Consider the following 19,520-nt stretch of genomic DNA (forward strand, 5'->3'; position numbering starts at 1 on the left):
GTTTCGCGCGCCGCGCCTTATTCAGGCAGCCTCATGTCTTCACCGGCTGCCGCCAGCTCGGCATAGGAGCGATCCAGTGCATCGACGATGTTTCGGCTGTCATCGACATGGCGCGAAACGATGAAGCGAATCGGCATCTCGTGGATGGTCTCGTAGGGCAGCGCCGGCATGCCGAGGCGTTGCAGCGCTTGATGCACTGGAATTTCGTAATCGAGCAGATAGTCGGCGCGCCGGTGCTGCAGCATCTCCAGCGCCGAGGCGTGGTTGCTGGCGCGGTGTAGGCGAATGTTCAGCTGCGGGTTGTGCAGCATCTTATTCACCGCGGGCCAGTAGTTATAGCCACCGATCACGATGACACCGCGCCCAGCGAGACCTTCCGGGATCTGGGGTGGTGGTGTGTCGGCCCTGTAGTAGAGATTGAGACTGATCTGCGCGAGGGTTTCACGCCCTTCTAGCGTATCGGCCAGCAGCTCCGGTTTGCCTGGCGCGCCGGGCCAGATATCGATGGTGCCGTCCTTCAGGGCCGCATACAGGCGTGCGCTGGGCAGCCCGCGAAATCTAGGCTGATAGCCGGCGTGCTCGAGCACCTTGCGCGCCAGGCTCACCACTGGCCCCTGCGGCCGACCCTGCGCATCGGTGTAGATGGCCGGCGGAAAGTCGTAGTAGCCAACGGTCAGGGTTCGTGACGATTCAGGCCCGGACTCGGCGAAGCAAGGACCTGTCAGAGCTGCCGCAAAAGAGATCCAGAGTAAAGGCTTCAAGGTAATTCACTGCCCCTTGTGGTTGCACCGTCCAAGCATGGCGGCCAGTGGCTTCACTGTCCAGAATGGCACGGCGGCGCGAGTCGCCCGGTGTCGCTCATTCGCGCAGCCGCGGTTCGGCGACGGGCCGACTATGCTCAAAACATGAATGGCGCCATGGCCGACAGGTTCTGGTGCTCGATCAGGCTCAGGTGGAGTGGTTCATGTATCGCAAGGTTTTCGCCAGCAAGGTATTCGATCGCAAGGTGGTGCTGATCACCGGGGGCTGCGCGGGGATAGGTCGCGCTCTGACCGAACGGATGGCACAGGCCGGTGCGCGGGTGGTGATCTTCGATCTCGATCAGAATGCGATCGATGGTCTGGTTCAGCATCTGGTCGATCACCACAACGCCGATGCCCTTGGCCTGCGCTGTGATGTTTCGGATGCGAAGGCGGTGCAGCAGGCCGTTACGCTGGTTGTGGAACGCTTCGGCGGCATCGACGTGCTGATCAACAATGCGGGTATTACTCACCGCAGCCGCGTCGCCGAAACCAGCCTGGCGGTGTTCGAGCGGATCATGGCGGTCAATTTCTATGGTGCGCTGCATTGCACCCAGGCCGCGCTGCCGAGCCTGATCGCGCGCGATGGTCAGATCATCGTGCTCAGCTCGCTTTCGCAGTACGCGCCGGTACCCGATCGAGGCGCCTACAACGCCAGCAAGCACGCACTGCATGGGCTGTTCGAAACGCTGCGCAGTGAGTTGAGCGAGACCGGCGTCAACGTGATGCTGGTGTGCCCCGGTTACACCGCGACCGATCTGCGCAAGAACGTGCTGGTCGGCGACGGATCCACCGCACCGCAGCCGGTACTGACCGTGGGGCGCGTGGCATCGCCGCAGGATGTCGCCGAGTCAATCTATCAAGGAGCGCTGAGACGGCGCCGGCTGCTGGTGTTGTCCAATCTGGACTGGCGCGCGCGGCTGGTGGCGCGCTGCTTCCCGCGGTTGTTCGAGCACTTGCTGCTGCCGCGGCTGGCCGGTGCCCGGGCGTCAACCGGCACCGGCTAGGCGACCAAGGTGTTGCCGTGCAGTCACTGCATCAACGCCGTGTCCCAGAAGGCGGCCTCGACCTTGTGGCCGTCGAGGTCGCGCACGAAGCAGCCGTAGTAGGGCTCGCCATACTCTTCCCGTGGCCCCGGTGCGCCTTCGTCCGTTGCACCGGCGTCCAGGGCGGCGCGATGAAAGGCATCGACCGACGCCTTGCTTGCGGCGAAGAAGCCGATATGCGTGCCGTTGCCAACGGTGGCCGCTTGGCCGTTTATCGGCGTTTGCAGCCAGAACTCCGGATATTCGCGGCCCCAGGCGATCGCGCCTGGATGGGCCATGATGCGCTTGCAGCCCAGGGTCGCGAGGACCTGGTCATAGAAGTTTGCAGCTTGCTCGAATCGATTGCTGCCGAGGGAGACGTGGGACAGGATGCTGGGGTTTTGGTCGGCCATGGCGAAGCGCTCGGTATGGATGGAGCCACCAAGCCTAGCCCGGCGGATCGCCATGCGCCGCCCTGATGGTCAATTTCTTTCATCAAGGCCGATGGCCGGCTCGCTGCAGAGCATGAAACAGCGGAACAGCACCACGGTCGCCAGCAGTTGCACCAGCCCGACGGCGCTGTCGACCAGCACGGCCAGCAGGCTGGGTGACGTCTCGCTGGCCCAAAACTGTGCGGCGAGCCAGGCTTCCAGCAGCCACAGCGGCAGCAGCACGGCGAGGATGCAGCCGAGCACCAGGAAAAAGTGATCGCGGGTCTGCCGGAAGCTCTCCTTCAGTGCCGCGAGCGGGCTCAGGCCACGCAGCACCAGCAAGTATTCGGCAAAGGCGATCTTGACCATCACCCAGATCCCGGGCAGGACGAATAGCGACGCGCCGAGCATGATCAGCAGGGTGCCCAGCCCGGCCAGCACCGCCATCGGCGGCCATAACGGCAGCGCTCGCGCTACCACCTCGCGTAGCGGCGGGTGATGACCCCGGCTGCGGGCATCGAGAAACAGGATCAGCGCGCCGATATAAAGCGGGTAGAAAACCATGCCGACCAGCAATTCCTGCGCTGGAAGGACATTCTTGCCGAGCAGATGTTCGACGGTCAGGCGGGTGCAACTTTCCAGCACGATCAGCGGCAGGCAGAGCCGCGCGATGGACGCCAGGTTACGGGAGTAGAAGAACCAGGCATCACGGAGGATGGACAGGACATTCATCGCGGTCGGGATACTCTCGGAGAAACAGGCGCGCACTTTAGCCCAAGGAGGCGGGCGGCGACATGCGCGACATTGCCGTCCATACTGATCAACCCTTTCACCGTTCGGGTCGCCGCGTGAAGAAGATCGCCCTGTTTGCCGATGTACAGAACCTCTACTACACGGTGCGCCAGGCCCACGGCTGCCACTTCAACTACGCCGCGCTGTGGGCGGAGATCAGCGCCCGTGGCGAGATCGTCGAGGCCTACGCCTATGCCATCGATCGAGGCGATTCCAAGCAACAGCAGTTCCAGCAAATCCTGCGCAACCTGGGTTTCACAGTGAGGCTCAAACCCTATATCCAGCGCAGCGATGGCTCCGCCAAGGGCGACTGGGACGTCGGAATCACTATCGATGTGCTGGACACCGCCGGGCATGTCGACGAGGTGGTGCTGGCCTCCGGCGATGGTGACTTCGACCTGCTGCTCGATCGCGTGCGCGCCGGTGGCGCCGAGGCAACGGTCTATGGTGCGCCCGGTCTGACGGCCAACTCGCTGATTCGTGCCGCCAGCCGTTACGTGCCTATCGAAGGCAAGCTGCTGTTGCGTTAGAGGTGGCGGTTAGCGGTATGGAACCGAAAGCGACACTGTCTCCGGTGCTACATTCGCCGGTCTTACCCGAAGCGGCTCTCGGTCAGTCACGCTTTGCCGACCCGGCGAGCAGTGTTGCGGTGGATGTAGGAAGCGACATCCACCCTACGCTTGGCTTCCAGCTTCCAGCTTCCAGCTTCCATTCCGAGTAAACTGCGCACCTCGTTTCCGTACTCCCGGTTTTCGCCATGACCTTCGCCTCCCTGGGCCTGATCGATCCGCTGCTGCGCACTCTCGAATCCCTCGACTACACCCAGCCGACGCCGATTCAGGCCAAGGCCATTCCGGCCGTGCTCAAAGGCCGTGACCTGATGGCCGCGGCGCAGACCGGCACCGGCAAGACCGCCGGTTTCGCCCTGCCGCTGCTGCAACGGTTGCTGCATGAAGGACCGCAAGTGGCGAGCAACTCGATTCGCGCCTTGGTTCTGGTGCCCACCCGTGAGCTGGCTGAGCAGGTGCATGAGAGCTTCCGCGCCTACGGCCAGAACTTGCCGCTGCGCAGCTATGCGGTTTACGGCGGGGTCAGCCTCAACCCGCAGATGATGGCTCTGCGCAAAGGCATCGACGTGCTGGTGGCGACGCCGGGCCGGTTGCTCGACCTTTATCGCCAGAACGCGGTTAAGTTCGGCCAGGTGCAGACCCTGGTGCTGGACGAGGCCGACCGTATGCTCGACCTCGGCTTCTCGGAGGAATTGGACGCGCTGTTCAGCGCGCTGCCGAAGAAGCGCCAGACCTTGATGTTCTCCGCGACCTTCTCCGACGCGATTCGGCAGATGGCGCAGAAGCTGCTGCGCGACCCCCTGTCGATCGAGGTCAACCCACGCAACGCCGCCGCCAAGACAGTCAAGCAATGGCTGGTGCCGGTGGACAAGAAACGCAAGTCCGAGCTGTTCCTGCATCTGCTGGCGGACCGGCGATGGGGCCAGGCGCTGGTCTTCGTCAAGACGCGCAAAGGCGTCGATCAGCTGGTCGACGAACTTCAGGCCGCCGGCATATCCAGCGACGCGATTCACGGCGACAAGCCACAGGCCTCGCGACTGCGCGCACTGGAGCGCTTCAAGGCGGGCGAGGTGCAGGTGCTGGTAGCCACCGACGTGGCCGCGCGTGGACTGGATATCCATGACCTGCCGCAGGTGGTGAACTACGACCTGCCGATCATCGCCGAAGACTATGTGCACCGTATCGGCCGTACCGGACGCGCTGGTGCCACCGGCGAGGCGGTCTCGCTGGTGGCTGCGGATGAAGTCGACCAACTGGCAGCCATCGAGACGCTGATCGGCCAGGTACTGCCGCGCCATGACGAGCCGGGCTTCGTTCCCGATCACCGCGTGCCGACCACCCAACCCGGTGGCCAGATCATCAAGAAGCCGAAGAAACCGAAGAAGCCCAAGACCGCCACCGGCAAAGGCCGCATTCATCTGGGCAACTGGTTCGACGAAAGCGAGAAGCCCAACGTCAAGCCGATCCGCAAGGTGCCGACCCTGGGCGGGGCGAAGCCGGCAAAGAAGCGCTAGCCTTCGTGCGATTCACTGGCGGCATGCGCGGGCTTTGCTGCCGCGGCGTCTGCGATTCGGTCATTCGCTCGATGACGCGCTAGCGGGAAGCTCCAGTCATCGAGCCGCCTGCAATGCCGCAATGAAACGGACAAGAGAGGTGCGTTTTGACAAATACCGATGCAGAACTTCAAGAGCTCAGTCGTCATGACGTGTGGGCCGGGTTCAAGCAGCTGACGCCAATTTCACTGTTTGTCATCGTATTCGGGTTGGCCTTCGGTCTGGCTGCAACGCAGGCGGGGCTCGATGATTATTCCATCATCATCATGAGCAGCCTGGTGTTTGCCGGCGCTTCGCAGTTCGCGTCGCTGGAACTCTGGGGAACCCATGTTCCGATCGTCCCGCTGATGGTGACCGTCTTCGCCGTCAACGCTCGGCATCTGTTGATGGGAGCGACCCTGTACCCCTGGCTGCGCCATCTGCCGCCACTGAAGCGTTACGCCGTGATGTTCGTGGTTTCGGATGCCAACTGGGCCATGTCCATGCAAGCCTTCAGTCGAGGGAAGCCGGGCTTGGGTATTCTGTTCGGCGGCGGTCTTGCGCTCTGGACGTTCTGGGTACTGGGTACCTGGCTGGGACTGTATTTCGGCAGCGCCATCCACGATCCGGTCAGTTGGGGGCTGGACATGGTCATGGGGTGTTTTCTTCTGGCGATGGTCGTCGGCGGGAAGAAAAACCTGCGCATGACCGTTATCTGGATAGTGGCTGGATGCGCATCGATGTTGGCGTACTGGTACCTGCCCGCCAATAGCCACGTGGTTGCTGGCGCGCTGGCTGGCGGGATATTGGGCGCGCTGTGGATGGAAAAGAAATGATGATAGAGACGGCGGAGTCCGGCGCGTTGATCATCATCCTGATCATGGCCGCGGTGACCTTGGTGACTCGCTGGGGCGGTGTGTTTGTCATGTCGTTCGTGCCCATCAGCCACAGAACCGAACAATTCATCAGCGCCATGTCTGGCTCGGTGCTGGTGGCGTTGCTGACACCCATGGCCGTCAATGGGGACAACGGCGCGCGGCTGGCTTTTCTGGTCACAGCGGTGACGATGCTGTTGGTCAAGAAACCGTTGCCTGCGATCGCGGCCGGGGTGATCAGCGTGGCGCTGTTCAGGCATCTATGAATATCGGCTCGATCGCTGAACGTTGCGGCTTGCGGTTCTGTATCAGGCGGATGTCAGCCCTGTAGCCAGCGAAGCATGCCTGCTGCCGCCGCACGGCCGCTGGCAAAGCAGGCTGTCAGCAGATAACCCCCGGTCGGAGCCTCCCAGTCGACCATTTCGCCGGCGCAGAACACGCCGGGCAACTGGCGCAGCATCAGGCCATCGTCCAGCACTTCGAACGGAACGCCACCGGCGCTGCTGATGGCTTCGTCCAATGGTCGCGGCCGCAGCAGCGTGATCGGTAACGATTTTATCGCCGCGGCGAGCGCACGGGTGTCCTGAAAGGTCTCGGCGCGGGTCAGCTCACGCAGCAGGCCGGCCTTGACGCCATCGAGGCCCAGCTGACGTTTGAGATGCTTGGCCATGGATTGCGAGCCTCGGGGCTTGGCCAGCGCCTGAGCAATTCTTTCCAGCTGATGATCGGGCAGCAGGTCCAGCAATACGGTGGCCTGGCCATTCCGCTCGATGGCCTGACGGATCTCGGCAGACAGCGCATAGACCAGGCTGCCTTCGATACCCGTGGCGGTGAGAACGAACTCGCCCTTGCGCCGCACGCCATCGGGCAGGCCGAGGCTGACCGTCTTCAGCGGCGCGCCGGCGAATTTTTCCTGCAGGTGCTGGCTCCAGCCGGCCACCTCGAAACCGCAGTTGGCCGGACGCAGGGGCGCGACGTCGATACCACGATCGTGCAGCAGCGGCACCCAGGCACCATCGGAGCCCAGTCGCGCCCAACTGCCACCGCCCAGAGCCAGCAAGACCGCATCGGCGCTGACGCTCAGGTCACCCTCCGGGCCGTGCAGCCGGAGGCTGCCGTCGGCGTGCCAGCCCAGCCAGCGGTGACGTGTATGGATTCGCACGCCGGCGTCGCGTAGACGCCGCAGCCAGGCGCGCAGCAGCGGGGCGGCCTTCATGTCCGATGGAAATACGCGCCCCGAACTGCCGATGAAGGTGTCGATCCCCAGCCCGTGAATCCATTCGCGCAGCGCATCGGGGGGAAAGGCCTCAAGCAGGACGCGCAGCTCCGGCGCGCGTTCGCGGTAGCGAGCGACGAAAGGCTCTAAGGCTTCGGAATGGGTAATGTTCATCCCGCCGACGCCGGCTAGCAGAAACTTGCGGCCGACCGAGGGCATGGCGTCGTACAGGTCGACCGCGACGCCGGCCTGACTCAACACTTCGGCGGCCATCAGTCCGGCGGGACCGCCGCCGATGATGGCAACGCGAGGTTCAAGAGGCATGGTTGCAGCCGGCAGTTGCGGGGCGGGCATTGTAGCGGCTGACCTGGCCGCGGGCCATTTCTGTGCCGGATTCACGCCACGCTCTCAACTCAGTCCGTGACGCCGCCAGGCCTCGGCGGCGCTGAAATGCAGCTGCGCATGACGACGGGCTAACAGCGCCCGGTCCTTGTCGTAGCCGCCACCGATCACTCCAACCACCGGAATGTCCCGGCCCAGGCAATGCTCTATCACCGCGCTGTCTCGCATCGCCAGCCCTTCATCAGTGAGGTTGAGCAAGCCCAGCGCATCGTCGCGATGAACATCGACGCCGGCATCGTAGATCACCAGATCTGGCTGATACAGCGGTAACAGATAGTTGAGCGCGTCGTCGACCGCTTTGAGATATTGCGTGTCGCCAAGACCTGGCGGCAGCCCGATATCCCAGTCGCTGCGGGCCTTGCGTGTCGGAAAGTTCTTCTCGCAATGCAGCGATACTGTCACCGCGTCGGCGGTATGCTCGAGTATCCGCGCGGTGCCGTCGCCCTGGTGGACGTCGCAGTCGAAGATCAGCACGCGGCCGACGCGGCCGCGCTCCAGTAGCGAAAGGGCGATCACCGCCAGATCGTTGAATATGCAGAAGCCGGAGGCATGATCGTGATGGGCATGGTGGGTGCCGCCCGCCAGATGACAGGCCAGCCCGTGTTGCAAAGCCAGCTCTGCGGCAAGCAGCGATCCGCCGACCGCGCGAAGGGTACGCTGCGCCAACGGTGGGCTCCAGGGCAGGCCCAGGCGGCGCAATTCATCACGGCTCATGTCGCCGCTGCAGTAGCGCGCGACGTAAGCTCGATCGTGAGCCAGTGTGAGCAGATCGGTCGGGCAGAGTTCGGGACGCAATAGCGCCTCGTCTGTGGTTAGACCGCTGGCGACCAGGTGATCGCGCAGCAGTCGGAATTTCTCCATGGGGAAGCGATGCCCTGGTGGCAGCGGCGGGCTGTAATCCTCATGAAATATCAGCGGTAGGAACATCGATCGACGCTCGAATGGTCAGCCGAAAGTATGCCGATTCGGCAGCCGGCCCCTCAAGGAACAGCACGGAAGAAGCGATGACGCGTATTGAACTGGACTCCCCACGCCTGCGGCTGCGTCGCTGGCATGACGACGATCTCGAATCACTCGCGGCGATGTGCGCCGACCCGCTGGTGATGCGCTATTTCCCGGCGTTGCTTTCGCGTGATGACTGCGCCGCGGCGCTGGCGCGCTGGCGGATGCACTTCGCCCGGCACGGTTTCGGCGTCTGGGCGCTGGAACGCAAGGACGACGGATGCTTCATCGGCTTGACCGGGCTGGCCTGGAGCCGCCTAAAGCTGCCATTTTGCCCGGCCGTGGAAATAGCTTGGCGACTCGTCCCCGACCAATGGCGACAAGGGCTGGCCCGGGAGGCGGCGCAAGCGGCCCTGACCTGCGCCTTCGACCGCCTGCAACTGTCGGACGTGGTGGCATACACCGCCGCGATCAATGAACCGTCCAGGCAGTTGATGAGCGTACTGGGCATGCAGCACGAAGCGCAGCATGACTTCGAGCATCCAGACATCCCCGAAGGCCATCCGCTGCGTGATCACGTGTTGTATCGAATCACGCGGGAAAATTGGGCCGATGCCCGACGATAAGCCCAATTGCTGGAGCGAATCCGGTGAAATACGTAACATTGCGCGCTTGCCCCGTGCCCGCATATCCATAGGAACACCGCCATGACCGACACCCTAGACACGCTCGTCAGCCTGCTGTCGCTGGAACGAATCGAGGAAAACCTGTTCCGCGGCGCCAGTCAGGACCTGGGATTTCCGCAGTTGTTCGGCGGCCAGGTGGTCGGTCAGGCGTTGTCCGCAGCCAGCCAGACCGTGGCATCGGAGCGCCATGTGCATTCCATGCACGGCTACTTCCTACGCCCCGGTGATTCCCATCAGCCGGTGGTCTATGACGTCGATCGGGTGCGTGATGGCGGTAGCTTCAGCACCCGGCGCGTCAGTGCGATCCAGAAAGGCCAGACCATCTTCACCTGCAGCGCTTCGTTCCAGGCGGACGAGACCGGTTACGAACATCAACTGAAGATGCCCGATGTGGTCGGGCCGGAAAATCTCGCCAGCGAGTGGGAGCTGATGCACAAACTGACGCCGTTGGTTCCGGAGCGGGTCGCGGAGAAGTTGCGCCGACCCAAGCCGATCGAGATTCGCCCGGTGACCCTGCAGGACCCGATCAACCCACAGCCGATCGAACCGATCCGGCATATCTGGTTCCGTGCCGACGGTTCGCTACCGGATAACCCGGCGTTGCACAAATATCTGGTCGCCTATGCCTCGGACTTCAGCTTCATCGGCACCGCCCTGCAACCCCATGGTGTCAGCTCCTGGAGCAAATTCATCCAATTGGCGAGCCTGGATCACGCCATCTGGTTCCATCGCGAGGTACGCGCGGACGAATGGCTGCTGTACTCCATGGATAGCCCCTGGGCTGGAAATGCCCGCGGTTTCGCCCGCGGCAGCATCTTCAATCGCGCCGGCGAGCTGGTCGCTTCGGTGGCGCAGGAAGGGCTGGTGCGGGTGCGTGAGGACTGGAAGTGAGGCTGGCCGACGCACGCCACTGGGTATTCGACATGGACGGTACGCTGACGATCGCCGTGCATGACTTCCCGGCGATCAAGCGTGCGCTGGACATTCCGGAGGACGACGACATCCTTCACCACCTCGCCGCGCTGCCGGCCGACGAAGCCGCCAACAAGCGCGCCTGGCTGTTGGAGCACGAACGTGAGTTAGCCTACGCGGCCACGCCGGCGACGGGCGCTCGCGAGCTGTTGCGTGCACTCAGTAACAGGGGTTGCCGGCTCGGCGTGCTGACCCGCAATGCCCACGAACTGGCACTGGTGACCTTACAGGCGGTGGGACTGGGCGAGTATTTCGCCAGCGAAGATATCCTCGGCCGCGATGAAGCGCCGCCCAAGCCCGATCCCGGCGGCCTGCTGCACCTGGCGAACAAGTGGGGCGTCGACCCGCGGGAACTGGTGATGGTGGGCGACTATCGCTTCGACCTGGAATGCGCCAAGGCGGCTGGCGCGCATGGCGTGCTGGTCAATGTGCCGGTCAATCCATGGCCGGAACTGACCGATCTGTATGTGCGCGATTGTCTACGGTTGCACGAGATGCTGGCGAGCTGATGATGATGGTCCGGCGAGACGAAAAGTTGCTCCAAAAGGCCTCCGATCGGAGGCCTTTTTCGGCTCAGTACAGCGCTTGGTACAGCTTGCGCCGATAGGTGGTAACCAGCGGATGGTCGCTGCCCAGCAGGTCGAATACCTGCAGCAGCGTCTTGTGTGGCAGGCCTTCGGCGTAGCCGCGGTTGCGCACGAACAGCCTCAGCAGACCATCCAGTGCCGCGTCGTGTTGCTGCCGCGCCAGTTGTTGAATGGCCAATTGATAAGCCGCTTCATCGTCGTCGGCGTTTTGTGCCAGACGGCTCTTGAGATCGGCGACTTCTGGCAGGTCATTGGCCTGACGCAAGAAGGTCAGCTGCGCGCGGGCGCCAGCCAGCGCTTGCTTGTGGGAGTCACCTTTGACGGCGCCGAGCGCCGTTTCGGCCTCGGCCAGTTCGCCGCGTTCGGCCAGGCAGCGGGCATAAAGGATCAGGCCTGCGGCGTTCTCGTTGTCTTCGACCAGCAACTGCTTGAGCAGGTTTTCCGCCTCGCCAATGCGCCCTTCGGCGAACAGCGCCTGGGCGGTTTCCAGCAGGTCGGTCTCAGGAGCGGCGGGTGCGGGTACGTGCGGTTCGAGCATGGCGCGAATTGCCGATTCCGGTTGGGCTCCGGCGAAACCATCGACCGGCTGGCCGTCCTTGAACAGCACCACGGTAGGCAGGCTGCGCACGCCGAAACGGGCCACGACGTCCTGTTCGATGTCGCAGTTGACCTTCGCCAGCAACAGCTCTCCCTGGTATTCCTCGGTGATCTTCGCCAACAGCGGCATCAGCGCCTTGCATGGCGCGCACCACTCGGCCCAGAAGTCCACCAGCACCGGCTTGTGGAAGGAGTTTTCCAGCACCAGCTGCTCGAAGTTGGCGTTGCTGACGTCGAAGATGTAGGGAGTCTGGCTCATCGGAGTTCTCGAAATGGGCGCATGCGAAATGAGGCGTGCATGTTAAGTGGGGGCGCGCCGAAGCGGAAGCAAGTGGCGCACGCGTCACGGTTCAGCCGCTTGGCGCCTTCAACGGCCAGTTCTCCAGCTCGCGGTAGCGCACACCGTTCCCGGTGTTTTCCGACAGGAAGAGGCCGAAGCGCTCCACCTGCCATTTGAATGTGGGCGGTGCGCCGTCTGGCTGCGCCTGGGCTTCGCGCGACAGTGTCATGTGCGGCAGAAACGGCCGCGAGTCGAGAGCGAAGCCGTGGGTGGACAGGCCGGCATGCAACTGTTCGACCAGTTGGCTCAATGGTGGCGGGACCTGGCTGGGAATCAGGCAGGCGAAGCCGTGGCCGATCGTCTGCAGCTGATCCAGCCGCAGCGTGAAGGCGTCAGCGCGCAGGTGGTCTCCGAGCTGCTTCAGCCCCTCCAGCTTCGCCGTCGGCTGGCCACCCAGAAACGCCAGCGTGAGGTGCAGGTTGGCCTGCGCCACGGGGCGACCGCCTAGGTTCTGGCTGTCGCGCCAGCTACAGATGGCTTCCGCCAACGGAGGCGGGCAGGACAGGGCGAAAAACAGACGCAGGGGTTTCTCGGTGGACATGATGGCCTCCTCTGGGGCTCGGCTCATGCTGCAGCGACGCTACGCCAGCTATCTGCGATAGACCTCAGCCGGCACCCAGGGATTCAGCCTCGACGTGGCGACTGGCGTGGTAGAGACTGACCCGACGGAACTCCGCCGGCTCGGCCAGATCCGGCCAGGTGCAGGCATCCAGAATGGCCAGACGACCATACAACGCATGCTGAAAATCGCGCACCCGCGAATCGGCGACCAGCGCCTGGCGGCCACGGCTGAGGAATTGATCGAGCAGCGGCAGATTGGCGCGGTCGTAGAGCACATCGGCGACGATGATCAGGTCGTAGCGATCGGTCTCGGCGAAGAAGTCTTCCGAATAACCGAGCTGCACACCGTTGAGCTCCGCGTTGGCGCGGCAGGCGGTCAATGCGATCGGGTCGAGGTCGCAGGCCACCACTTCCAATGCGCCGGCTTTGGCCGCGGCGATCGCGGCGACGCCCGAACCCGAGCCGAAATCCAGTACCCGCTTTCCGCGCACCCATTCCGGATGCGTGGCGAGCCAGCGTGCCAACACCAAGCCGCTGGCCCAGCAGAAGCACCAATAGGGCGGTTCTTCGAGAATCCGTCGGGTTTCCTCCGGGCTGAAGGCACGGTCCATGTTTGCCGCATCGATCAGCCACAAGCGAATGTCGGTATCGGGCAGCGTCTCGATGCTCAGGCGAGCGTCGCCAAGCAGGTCGGCCAGCGCCGCCTGTAGTGCAGCTGGCGGTCTCAAGGCGCCGGAACCAATCGCAGCGGGCCCAGCGATTGGCTGGCCGGGCTGCTGATGCGCACCGCCGGAAGGCGCATGATCAGTTGCCCGGAGCGGGTCGCCCGGCCGCGCAGCTCGACTTGCTGATCCAGAGGAAACTTTTCGGCGTTGAATTTGAGGATGAACGGCAGTTCATTGCCACGGCCTTTGAGTTGCACGCTACTCAACAAACGATCGGGCTGGTCGCGACGGTTGACTTCCAACAGCGCCAGCTCGACTTCGCTGTCAGCTGGGACGCCGATCAGACTGCCATGCAGTTCGTGCAACGGTGTCACGGCCGCGGGCGGATCCTCGAAGGTGACGGGTGCCGAGGGGCGCTGGGATTGCTGGCTCGAACAACCCACCAACACCAGCAGTAAAACGGGCAGAACAAAAGGACGTAACGGCACGGACGGCTCCGAAGTCTGGCGATAAATGCGCGCCTGTATAGCAACAATCCGCTCGATTTGTCTTGCCGACGGGATGCGCTACCATGGCTCTCCCGACGTCTGACAGCTCTAAACCATGCATTGTCCCTTCTGTGGTGCACATGACACCAAAGTCATCGATTCGCGCCTTGTGGCCGAGGGCGATCAGGTGCGCCGCCGCCGCGAGTGCCTCGCCTGCGGCGAACGTTTCACCACCTTCGAAACCGCCGAGCTGGTCATGCCGCGGCTGATCAAGCAGGACGGCAGCCGCCAGCCGTTCGACGAGGAAAAGCTGCGTGCCGGCATGCAGCGCGCGCTGGAAAAGCGCCCGGTGAGTGTCGAACGCCTGGAAGAGGCCATCGCCCATATCAAGCATCGCCTGCGGGCCACTGGCGAGCGGGAAATCAAGTCGCGGGTGCTCGGTGAGCTGGTGATGGTCGAGCTGCAGAAGCTCGACGAGGTTGCCTATATCCGCTTCGCTTCGGTCTACCGCCGCTTCCAGGACCTCAACGAATTCCGCGAGGAAATCGAACGCCTGTCTCGCGAACCCGCGAAAGAATGACTGCCGCCGATCACGCCTGGATGGCCCGCGCCCTGCAGTTGGCGCGCAAAGGGTTGTATTCGACGCATCCCAATCCGCGTGTCGGCTGCGTAATCGTCAAGAACAATGAACTGATCGGCGAGGGCTGGCATGTGCGAGCCGGCGAGCCGCATGCCGAGGTGCATGCCTTGCGCCAGGCTGGCGAGCGCGCCCGCGGCGCCACCGCCTACGTTACGCTCGAACCCTGCAGCCATCACGGGCGGACGCCCCCTTGCGCCGAGGCCCTGGTCAAGGCCGGTGTCAGCCGTGTCGTGGCGGCGATGCAGGACCCTAATCCCCAGGTCGCCGGGCGTGGGCTCGAGCGTCTGCGCAGCGTCGGTATCGAGGTCACCAGCGGAGTGCTGGAGAGCGAGGCGCGGGCCCTCAACGTCGGCTTCATCAAGCGTATGGAAACCGGCCTGCCCTATCTGCGCGCGAAACTGGCGATGAGCCTGGATGGCCGCACGGCCATGGCCAGTGGCGAAAGCCAGTGGATCACCGGCCCTGCGGCCCGTGCCGAGGTGCAGCGGCTGCGTGGGCAGTCCAGCGTGGTACTGACCGGCGCCGATACCGTGCTGATGGACAATGCACGGCTGACGGTGCGTACCGCCGAGCTTGGGCTGGATGACGAACTGAGCGCGCTGGCCATGCAGCGCCCGCCGCTGCGGGTGCTGATCGATGGTCAGCTGCGGGTGCCGCTGGATGCGCCTTTCTTTCAGGCTGGGCCGGCATTGGTGGCTACGGCGGCGATCGGACGCGCCGTGCTGCACCGCGCCGCTGGCCATGAGGTAGTGGAACTGACGAATGGCGACGGGCGGGTCGATCTGCACGGCCTGTTGCGCGAACTCGCCAGCCGCGGCGCCAACGAAGTGTTGCTCGAAGCCGGTCCTCGGCTCGTCGGAGCCTTTGCCACGCGAAGCTTGATCGACGAATACCAGATCTTCGTTGCCGCCAAATTTCTCGGTTCCTCGGCCCGTCCGCTGCTGGAGCTGCCGTTGGATCGCATGAGCGAAGCGCGCGAACTCAGGATCATCGATATCCGCGCGATCGGCGATGACTGGCGGATCATTGCCCGTCCGTCTGGCTGATCCTGCATCGGGGCTAGGACCGGCCCTGGCGGCATGTTCCTTAACTCACCGGCTTCAAGCCATTGTGGTCCAGGCTTGCGCGGCGCTTGTTGGAGCCCAATAACCGCCGTGCGAGCCGGCTGTCGTGATGTGGATTGCCGAAGTGGAACAGCGCAGTGGCGCGCAGCATGGTGGGGTCGCATCGATCGTTGGCGTGCAGGCTGCGGTATCCCCAGAACAGGTAGAGGTTGCCCGGCACCAGCTTTAGTCGGATCGGCCGCAACCAACCGCGCCTGACCGCGAACGCCACCAGCTTCTTGCTGACCGAGTTATGCAGCAGCGCCTTTTCGATCACGTTGCGCAGGGCATTGAAGCGCACCGGCCGAAGGTTGGGAAAGATGATCAGATCGCCACAATGCTCGCCCTCGGTCGGGATGAACAGGGGGAGCAGGGCCGTAACCGCCGTGGCATCGAAATGGTAGAAATGCGACTGCTTGAGACCGCTGCGGCCTTGCAGGCAGCGGACCACCGGGAAGATCTGTTCCATTGCGGCTGGATCCCGGCCGGTCTGGAGTCGGTACAGGCCTGTCAGCATCTCCTTGAATGGCGCGGAAAGCGCCAGCGCCGCGACGATACTGCCGCCCAACGCTTCAATGCCATGGATGGCGAAGTATTCGCCACCATGGCTCGCCGCCTGTTGCTCAATGAAGTCGCGGCCTTGCTCGAGCAGTTCGGGCGAAAGGTAATTTTGCAGCACCGTGAAGCCGTTGGAATCGATCTCGGCCGCCCATTGCGCAGTCGACTCTTCCAAAGAGGTAAGCCCTGATATATCCATCTCTCGGCACCTGAATAAAGGGACCGGAGCGTGTTCCTTATCGCGACCTGATCTGCCGGGGCCGTCAAGTACGAACTGACCCTGGCTCGGCGTATCGGTACGCGTAATGCTGGAGCGACGTTCCATCCTGATCGTCTTTTCTGCCATCTCCTTGGACGGTGTTCTGCCGTAGAGGCGCAGCGATGCCTATGGACAAACAAGCGAAACGGGAGTTTCACCTTGCGGTTGAAAAGGTGTCAGGGCACGCCGCTGCGATGGCTCGCTCGGAGACTACTTTTCGTTGCGCCGCAGTCGTTTGCCGGCTGCAGAGCGGGCGCATCTGTGGTAAAAACTGCGCCGGGCCATAAAACGGCCCACGTTCTCAGGGCGGGGTGCGATTCCCCACCGGCGGTAATGTGATGCGGTTGGTTCGGCCAACGATCGCTAGCCCGCGAGCGCTTGTCTTTGGCAAGGTCAGCAGACCCGGTGCGATTCCGGGGCCGACGGTATAGTCCGGATGAAGAGAGAGCGGGATGCCTCGACGGGCGCCTTCCGTGCGTGCGTCTACTCCCTATCGATCTGCAGCCCTGTTTTTTCCAAAACAGGAGTTGGTCATATGCATCGTTTCAACAGCCTTCCGCGGGAGGCCGCATGTTCACTGGAATAATCGAATCCATCGGCACCATCCGCGCCATGACGCCAAAAGGCGGTGACGTTCGGGTGTTGGTCGAAACCGGCAAGTTGGACCTGTCGGACGTCAAGCTCGGCGACAGTATCGCGGTCAATGGCGTCTGCCTGACTGCCGTCGAGCTGCCGGGCTATGGCTTCTGGGCCGATGTCAGCCGCGAAACGTTGGCCCGCACGGCCTTCGTCGATCTCAAGGCCGGCAGCCGAGTCAATCTCGAGAAAGCACTGACACCGACCAGCCGTCTCGGCGGGCATCTGGTCAGCGGTCACGTCGACGGTGTCGGCGAGGTGGTGGCACGCGAGGAAAATGCTCGCGCTGTGCAGTTTCGCATCCGCGCGCCGCGTGAGCTGGCTAAGTACATCGCGCTCAAGGGCTCGATCACGGTCGACGGGACCAGCCTTACGGTCAATGCCGTGAGCGGCGCGGAATTCGAACTCACCATCGTCCCGCATACCCTGACTGAAACCATCATGGTCGACTATCGCCCCGGGCGGCAGGTGAACCTGGAAGTGGATCTGCTAGCCCGTTACCTGGAACGCTTGCTGCTGGGCGACAAGGCGGCCGAGCCCAATGCGTCGGGCCTGACGGAAAGCTTTCTGGCCGAACACGGCTACCTGCATAAATAAGGATCGGCCCCATGGCTCTGAATACCGCTGAAGAACTGATCGAAGACATCCGCGCCGGCAAGATGGTCATCCTTATGGATGACGAGGACCGCGAGAACGAGGGCGACATCATCGTCGCCTCCGAATGCGTGACCGCCGAGCACATCAACTTCATGGCCCGTTTCGCCCGCGGCCTGATTTGCATGCCGATGACCCGTGAGCGCTGCGAGACCCTGCAACTGCCGCTGATGGCGCCGCGCAATGGTTCAGGCTTCGGCACCAAATTCACCGTGTCGATCGAGGCGGCCGAGGGCGTCACCACCGGTATCTCCGCCGCCGACCGCGCGCGCACCGTACAGGCCGCTGTGGCGAAGAACGCAGTAGCCGAAGATATCGTCAGCCCCGGCCATATCTTCCCGTTGATGGCGCAACCGGGCGGTGTCCTGGCGCGCGCGGGACACACCGAAGCAGCCTGCGATCTGGCGCGCATGGCCGGTTTCGAGCCTTCGGGGGTGATTTGCGAAATCATGAATGACGACGGCACCATGGCGCGTCGTCCGGAACTGGAACTGTTCGCCGAGCAGCATGGCCTGAAGATCGGCACCATCGCCGACCTGATCCATTACCGGATGATCCACGAGCGCACCGTCGAGCGCGTCTCCGAACAGCCGCTGGAAACCGAGCTGGGCCAGTTCACCCTGGTGACCTACCGCGACGGTGTCGAAGACACCGTGCACATGGCGCTGACCCGTGGTGAGATATCGCCGGAAAACCCCACGCTGGTGCGCGTGCACAACATGGAGCCGCTGCGCGACCTACTACTGGTGACCGTGCCGGGGCGCTGGAGCCTGCGCGCCGCGATGAGCGAAGTGGCCAAGGCCGGTAGTGGGGTGGTGCTGCTGCTGGGCAACCCGCTGACCGGGCCGCATCTGCTGGCTCAGCTGAGCCGCCAGCAGTTGCCGACGCCGGCGACATACAGCACGGTCGGCGCGGGCTCGCAGATCCTTCGCGACCTGGGGGTGCGCAAGATGCGCCTGATGAGTTCGCCGATGAAATTCAATGCGATATCCGGGTTCGACCTGGAAGTTGTAGAATACCTGCCCGCTGAGTGAGGGCTGCCGCGCTACTGCGCTTGGACATACTGCGTTGAAAACAGGCTCGGCTTGCTCATTTACAACAGTGCTACAGAGATAAAAAGCATCGCCGCCTCGCCTGTTTTCGCCTTGTCTGCTCTGCGCTCGCTACGCGCTGCCCCGCCGGGCTGCCTGAAAGCCCACAAGCTCTTTAACGCTATATGAGATTGTTTCCATGACACTGAAGACCATCGAAGGTACCTTCATCGCCCCGCAGGGCAAGTTCGCCCTGGTCGTTGGCCGCTTCAACAGCTTCGTTGTCGAGAGCCTGGTGAGCGGCGCCGTCGATGCGCTGGTGCGCCACGGCATCGCAGAAGACGCCATCACCATCATCCGTGCACCGGGCGCCTTCGAGATTCCCCTGGTCGCGCAGAAAGTTGCCCAGCAGGGCGAGTACGACGCGATCATCGCCCTCGGCGCGGTCATTCGCGGCGGCACCCCACATTTCGAATACGTCGCTGGTGAGTGCACCAAAGGCCTGTCGCAGGTCTCCATGGAGTTCGGCGTGCCGGTCGCCTTCGGCGTACTGACCGTCGATTCTATCGAACAGGCTATCGAGCGCTCCGGCACCAAGGCTGGCAACAAGGGTGCCGAAGCCGCACTTTCCGCTCTGGAAATGGTGAGTCTGCTGGCGCAGCTGGAGGCCAAGTGAGCCTTAATCACGACGACAGCCAGGACGCCCCGCAGCCCAAGGCCAAGGGCAAGATCGCAACGCGCCGTGTGGCGCGCAGCCTGGCGATGCAGGCGCTTTATCAGTGGCACATGGCGGGTCAGAGCCTCAACGAAATCGAGGCGCAGTTTCGCGTCGACAACGATTTCTCCGGCGTCGACGGCAACTACTTCCATGAGCTGCTGACCGGCGTGGCGCGCGCCAAGACCGAAGTCGACGGCGCCATCGTGCCTCACCTCGATCGTCCGCTCGAAGAACTCGACCCGGTGGAACTGGCCGTTCTGCGCCTGTCCACCTACGAGCTGATGCATCGCATCGATGTGCCGTATCGGGTGGTGATCAACGAAGGCATCGAGCTGGCCAAGGTGTTCGGTGCCACCGACGGGCACAAGTTCGTCAACGGCGTGCTGGACAAGCTGGCACCCAGCCTGCGCAGTGCCGAGGTTGGCGCTCACAAGCGCTGAG

General features: G+C 63.4%; 24 protein-coding genes and 1 riboswitch. Of the genes, 14 read left to right on the forward strand and 10 right to left on the reverse strand.

The features are described 5' to 3' along the window. Positions 1 to 17: 17 nt before the first annotated feature. Positions 18 to 761: a substrate-binding periplasmic protein gene (locus tag ACL0K2_RS16795; RefSeq protein ID WP_413043077.1), complete on the reverse strand. Its 744-nt coding sequence runs from the start codon at positions 759 to 761 to the stop codon at positions 18 to 20. Between the two features lie 203 nt (positions 762 to 964). On the opposite strand from ACL0K2_RS16795, the gene ACL0K2_RS16800 reads away from it, so the two are divergent. Next, complete coding sequence (locus ACL0K2_RS16800; RefSeq protein ID WP_413043078.1) at positions 965 to 1,807, forward strand: SDR family oxidoreductase; 843 nt, start codon at positions 965 to 967, stop codon at positions 1,805 to 1,807. Between the two features lie 23 nt (positions 1,808 to 1,830). Here ACL0K2_RS16800 and ACL0K2_RS16805 read toward each other — a convergent pair whose 3' ends face one another. Together ACL0K2_RS16805 and ACL0K2_RS16810 are read right to left on the reverse strand one after the other, a co-directional pair. Further along, positions 1,831 to 2,238: a VOC family protein gene (locus ACL0K2_RS16805; RefSeq protein ID WP_045163763.1), complete on the reverse strand. Its 408-nt coding sequence runs from the start codon at positions 2,236 to 2,238 to the stop codon at positions 1,831 to 1,833. Positions 2,239 to 2,307: 69 nt separating this feature from the next. Beyond that, the gene (locus ACL0K2_RS16810) at positions 2,308 to 2,988 is read right to left on the reverse strand and encodes a YciC family protein (RefSeq protein ID WP_045163762.1); all 681 of its coding nucleotides are present in this window, start codon (positions 2,986 to 2,988) and stop codon (positions 2,308 to 2,310) included. Positions 2,989 to 3,050: 62 nt separating this feature from the next. Between ACL0K2_RS16810 and ACL0K2_RS16815 the strand changes: the two genes are divergently transcribed. The 4 genes from ACL0K2_RS16815 to ACL0K2_RS16830 all read left to right on the forward strand — a co-directional run bounded on the left by ACL0K2_RS16815 (position 3,051) and on the right by ACL0K2_RS16830 (position 6,290). Continuing rightward, a complete protein-coding gene (locus ACL0K2_RS16815; protein WP_413043079.1) occupies positions 3,051 to 3,578 on the forward strand; it encodes an NYN domain-containing protein in 528 nt (175 codons plus the stop codon). A 227-nt stretch (positions 3,579 to 3,805) separates the two neighbouring features. Then, positions 3,806 to 5,131, forward strand: coding sequence for a DEAD/DEAH box helicase (locus ACL0K2_RS16820; RefSeq protein WP_045163761.1), 1,326 nt, complete (start codon positions 3,806 to 3,808; stop codon positions 5,129 to 5,131). 146 nt (positions 5,132 to 5,277) lie between these two features. Continuing rightward, complete coding sequence (locus ACL0K2_RS16825) at positions 5,278 to 5,985, forward strand: AzlC family ABC transporter permease (protein WP_045163760.1); 708 nt, start codon at positions 5,278 to 5,280, stop codon at positions 5,983 to 5,985. Beyond that, positions 5,982 to 6,290, forward strand: coding sequence for an AzlD family protein (locus ACL0K2_RS16830; RefSeq protein WP_413043080.1), 309 nt, complete (start codon positions 5,982 to 5,984; stop codon positions 6,288 to 6,290). Before ACL0K2_RS16825 ends, ACL0K2_RS16830 begins: the two co-directional genes overlap by 4 nt. A 53-nt stretch (positions 6,291 to 6,343) precedes the next feature. On the opposite strand, the gene ACL0K2_RS16835 is transcribed toward ACL0K2_RS16830, so the two are convergent. Both ACL0K2_RS16835 and ACL0K2_RS16840 read right to left on the reverse strand, forming a co-directional pair. After that, positions 6,344 to 7,594 carry a TIGR03862 family flavoprotein gene (locus tag ACL0K2_RS16835; protein WP_045163758.1) on the reverse strand — a complete coding sequence of 417 codons (1,251 nt, stop codon included), beginning with the start codon at positions 7,592 to 7,594 and terminating at the stop codon, positions 6,344 to 6,346. Positions 7,595 to 7,648: 54 nt separating this feature from the next. Then, on the reverse strand, positions 7,649 to 8,569 hold the full coding sequence (locus ACL0K2_RS16840; RefSeq protein ID WP_045163757.1) for a histone deacetylase: 921 nt from the start codon (positions 8,567 to 8,569) through the stop codon (positions 7,649 to 7,651). A 77-nt stretch (positions 8,570 to 8,646) separates the two neighbouring features. Between ACL0K2_RS16840 and ACL0K2_RS16845 the strand changes: the two genes are divergently transcribed. From ACL0K2_RS16845 to ACL0K2_RS16855, 3 genes are all read left to right on the forward strand, one after another. Further along, positions 8,647 to 9,210, forward strand: a complete 564-nt coding sequence (locus tag ACL0K2_RS16845; RefSeq protein WP_413043081.1) for a GNAT family N-acetyltransferase — start codon at positions 8,647 to 8,649, stop codon at positions 9,208 to 9,210. Positions 9,211 to 9,291: 81 nt separating this feature from the next. After that, complete coding sequence (gene tesB / locus ACL0K2_RS16850) at positions 9,292 to 10,161, forward strand: acyl-CoA thioesterase II (RefSeq protein ID WP_045163755.1); 870 nt, start codon at positions 9,292 to 9,294, stop codon at positions 10,159 to 10,161. Continuing rightward, the gene (locus ACL0K2_RS16855; RefSeq protein WP_045163754.1) at positions 10,158 to 10,751 is read left to right on the forward strand and encodes an HAD family hydrolase; all 594 of its coding nucleotides are present in this window, start codon (positions 10,158 to 10,160) and stop codon (positions 10,749 to 10,751) included. The genes tesB and ACL0K2_RS16855 overlap by 4 nt, the downstream gene beginning before the upstream one ends. A gap of 64 nt (positions 10,752 to 10,815) precedes the next feature. Here ACL0K2_RS16855 and trxA read toward each other — a convergent pair whose 3' ends face one another. From trxA to ACL0K2_RS16875, 4 genes are all read right to left on the reverse strand, one after another. Then, complete coding sequence (gene trxA / locus ACL0K2_RS16860) at positions 10,816 to 11,685, reverse strand: thioredoxin (protein ID WP_413043082.1); 870 nt, start codon at positions 11,683 to 11,685, stop codon at positions 10,816 to 10,818. A 91-nt stretch (positions 11,686 to 11,776) separates the two neighbouring features. Next, positions 11,777 to 12,307 (reverse strand): RNA 2',3'-cyclic phosphodiesterase, encoded by a 531-nt coding sequence (thpR, locus tag ACL0K2_RS16865; protein WP_045163752.1) that lies wholly within the window; start codon positions 12,305 to 12,307, stop codon positions 11,777 to 11,779. A 64-nt stretch (positions 12,308 to 12,371) separates the two neighbouring features. Beyond that, positions 12,372 to 13,055: a class I SAM-dependent methyltransferase gene (locus ACL0K2_RS16870; RefSeq protein WP_045163751.1), complete on the reverse strand. Its 684-nt coding sequence runs from the start codon at positions 13,053 to 13,055 to the stop codon at positions 12,372 to 12,374. Next, positions 13,052 to 13,480, reverse strand: coding sequence for a YbaY family lipoprotein (locus tag ACL0K2_RS16875; protein ID WP_045163750.1), 429 nt, complete (start codon positions 13,478 to 13,480; stop codon positions 13,052 to 13,054). The genes ACL0K2_RS16870 and ACL0K2_RS16875 overlap by 4 nt, the downstream gene beginning before the upstream one ends. Before the next feature lie 115 nt (positions 13,481 to 13,595). Between ACL0K2_RS16875 and nrdR the strand changes: the two genes are divergently transcribed. Together nrdR and ribD are read left to right on the forward strand one after the other, a co-directional pair. Next, positions 13,596 to 14,060, forward strand: coding sequence for a transcriptional regulator NrdR (gene nrdR / locus ACL0K2_RS16880; protein ID WP_025243143.1), 465 nt, complete (start codon positions 13,596 to 13,598; stop codon positions 14,058 to 14,060). Continuing rightward, positions 14,057 to 15,166: a bifunctional diaminohydroxyphosphoribosylaminopyrimidine deaminase/5-amino-6-(5-phosphoribosylamino)uracil reductase RibD gene (ribD, locus tag ACL0K2_RS16885; protein ID WP_413043083.1), complete on the forward strand. Its 1,110-nt coding sequence runs from the start codon at positions 14,057 to 14,059 to the stop codon at positions 15,164 to 15,166. Before nrdR ends, ribD begins: the two co-directional genes overlap by 4 nt. Before the next feature lie 40 nt (positions 15,167 to 15,206). On the opposite strand, the gene ACL0K2_RS16890 is transcribed toward ribD, so the two are convergent. Next, on the reverse strand, positions 15,207 to 15,980 hold the full coding sequence (locus ACL0K2_RS16890; protein ID WP_413043084.1) for a hypothetical protein: 774 nt from the start codon (positions 15,978 to 15,980) through the stop codon (positions 15,207 to 15,209). 353 nt (positions 15,981 to 16,333) lie between these two features. Next, a riboswitch (FMN riboswitch) is annotated at positions 16,334 to 16,493 on the forward strand. 117 nt (positions 16,494 to 16,610) lie between these two features. Between ACL0K2_RS16890 and ACL0K2_RS16895 the strand changes: the two genes are divergently transcribed. The 4 genes from ACL0K2_RS16895 to nusB all read left to right on the forward strand — a co-directional run bounded on the left by ACL0K2_RS16895 (position 16,611) and on the right by nusB (position 19,519). Beyond that, positions 16,611 to 17,273, forward strand: a complete 663-nt coding sequence (locus ACL0K2_RS16895) for a riboflavin synthase (RefSeq protein ID WP_413043085.1) — start codon at positions 16,611 to 16,613, stop codon at positions 17,271 to 17,273. Between the two features lie 11 nt (positions 17,274 to 17,284). Further along, entirely contained in the window at positions 17,285 to 18,364 is a 1,080-nt protein-coding gene (gene ribBA, locus ACL0K2_RS16900) for a bifunctional 3,4-dihydroxy-2-butanone-4-phosphate synthase/GTP cyclohydrolase II (RefSeq protein WP_045163746.1), read from the forward strand. A gap of 196 nt (positions 18,365 to 18,560) precedes the next feature. After that, positions 18,561 to 19,037, forward strand: a complete 477-nt coding sequence (gene ribE / locus ACL0K2_RS16905) for a 6,7-dimethyl-8-ribityllumazine synthase (RefSeq protein WP_019340068.1) — start codon at positions 18,561 to 18,563, stop codon at positions 19,035 to 19,037. After that, positions 19,034 to 19,519 (forward strand): transcription antitermination factor NusB, encoded by a 486-nt coding sequence (gene nusB / locus ACL0K2_RS16910; RefSeq protein WP_122163749.1) that lies wholly within the window; start codon positions 19,034 to 19,036, stop codon positions 19,517 to 19,519. Before ribE ends, nusB begins: the two co-directional genes overlap by 4 nt. Position 19,520: the final 1 nt, after the last annotated feature.

Source organism: Pseudomonas sp. YJ42 (assembly GCF_047225135.1).
Lineage (GTDB): Bacteria > Pseudomonadota > Gammaproteobacteria > Pseudomonadales > Pseudomonadaceae > Stutzerimonas > Stutzerimonas stutzeri_E.

Excerpts from the sequence above, each read along its gene's own strand:
- ACL0K2_RS16800 (WP_413043078.1), top strand. The coding sequence starts at position 965 with ATGTATCGCAAGGTTTTCGCCAGCAAGGTATTCGATCGCAAGGTGGTG.
- ACL0K2_RS16805 (WP_045163763.1), bottom strand. The coding sequence starts at position 2,238 with ATGGCCGACCAAAACCCCAGCATCCTGTCCCACGTCTCCCTCGGCAGC.
- ACL0K2_RS16810 (WP_045163762.1), bottom strand. The coding sequence starts at position 2,988 with ATGAATGTCCTGTCCATCCTCCGTGATGCCTGGTTCTTCTACTCCCGT.
- ACL0K2_RS16815 (WP_413043079.1), top strand. The coding sequence starts at position 3,051 with ATGCGCGACATTGCCGTCCATACTGATCAACCCTTTCACCGTTCGGGT.
- ACL0K2_RS16820 (WP_045163761.1), top strand. The coding sequence starts at position 3,806 with ATGACCTTCGCCTCCCTGGGCCTGATCGATCCGCTGCTGCGCACTCTC.
- ACL0K2_RS16830 (WP_413043080.1), top strand. The coding sequence starts at position 5,982 with ATGATGATAGAGACGGCGGAGTCCGGCGCGTTGATCATCATCCTGATC.
- ACL0K2_RS16835 (WP_045163758.1), bottom strand. The coding sequence starts at position 7,594 with ATGCCCGCCCCGCAACTGCCGGCTGCAACCATGCCTCTTGAACCTCGC.
- ACL0K2_RS16840 (WP_045163757.1), bottom strand. The coding sequence starts at position 8,569 with ATGTTCCTACCGCTGATATTTCATGAGGATTACAGCCCGCCGCTGCCA.
- ACL0K2_RS16845 (WP_413043081.1), top strand. The coding sequence starts at position 8,647 with ATGACGCGTATTGAACTGGACTCCCCACGCCTGCGGCTGCGTCGCTGG.
- tesB (WP_045163755.1), top strand. The coding sequence starts at position 9,292 with ATGACCGACACCCTAGACACGCTCGTCAGCCTGCTGTCGCTGGAACGA.
- trxA (WP_413043082.1), bottom strand. The coding sequence starts at position 11,685 with ATGAGCCAGACTCCCTACATCTTCGACGTCAGCAACGCCAACTTCGAG.
- thpR (WP_045163752.1), bottom strand. The coding sequence starts at position 12,307 with ATGTCCACCGAGAAACCCCTGCGTCTGTTTTTCGCCCTGTCCTGCCCG.
- nrdR (WP_025243143.1), top strand. The coding sequence starts at position 13,596 with ATGCATTGTCCCTTCTGTGGTGCACATGACACCAAAGTCATCGATTCG.
- ribD (WP_413043083.1), top strand. The coding sequence starts at position 14,057 with ATGACTGCCGCCGATCACGCCTGGATGGCCCGCGCCCTGCAGTTGGCG.
- ACL0K2_RS16890 (WP_413043084.1), bottom strand. The coding sequence starts at position 15,980 with ATGGATATATCAGGGCTTACCTCTTTGGAAGAGTCGACTGCGCAATGG.
- ACL0K2_RS16895 (WP_413043085.1), top strand. The coding sequence starts at position 16,611 with ATGTTCACTGGAATAATCGAATCCATCGGCACCATCCGCGCCATGACG.
- ribBA (WP_045163746.1), top strand. The coding sequence starts at position 17,285 with ATGGCTCTGAATACCGCTGAAGAACTGATCGAAGACATCCGCGCCGGC.
- ribE (WP_019340068.1), top strand. The coding sequence starts at position 18,561 with ATGACACTGAAGACCATCGAAGGTACCTTCATCGCCCCGCAGGGCAAG.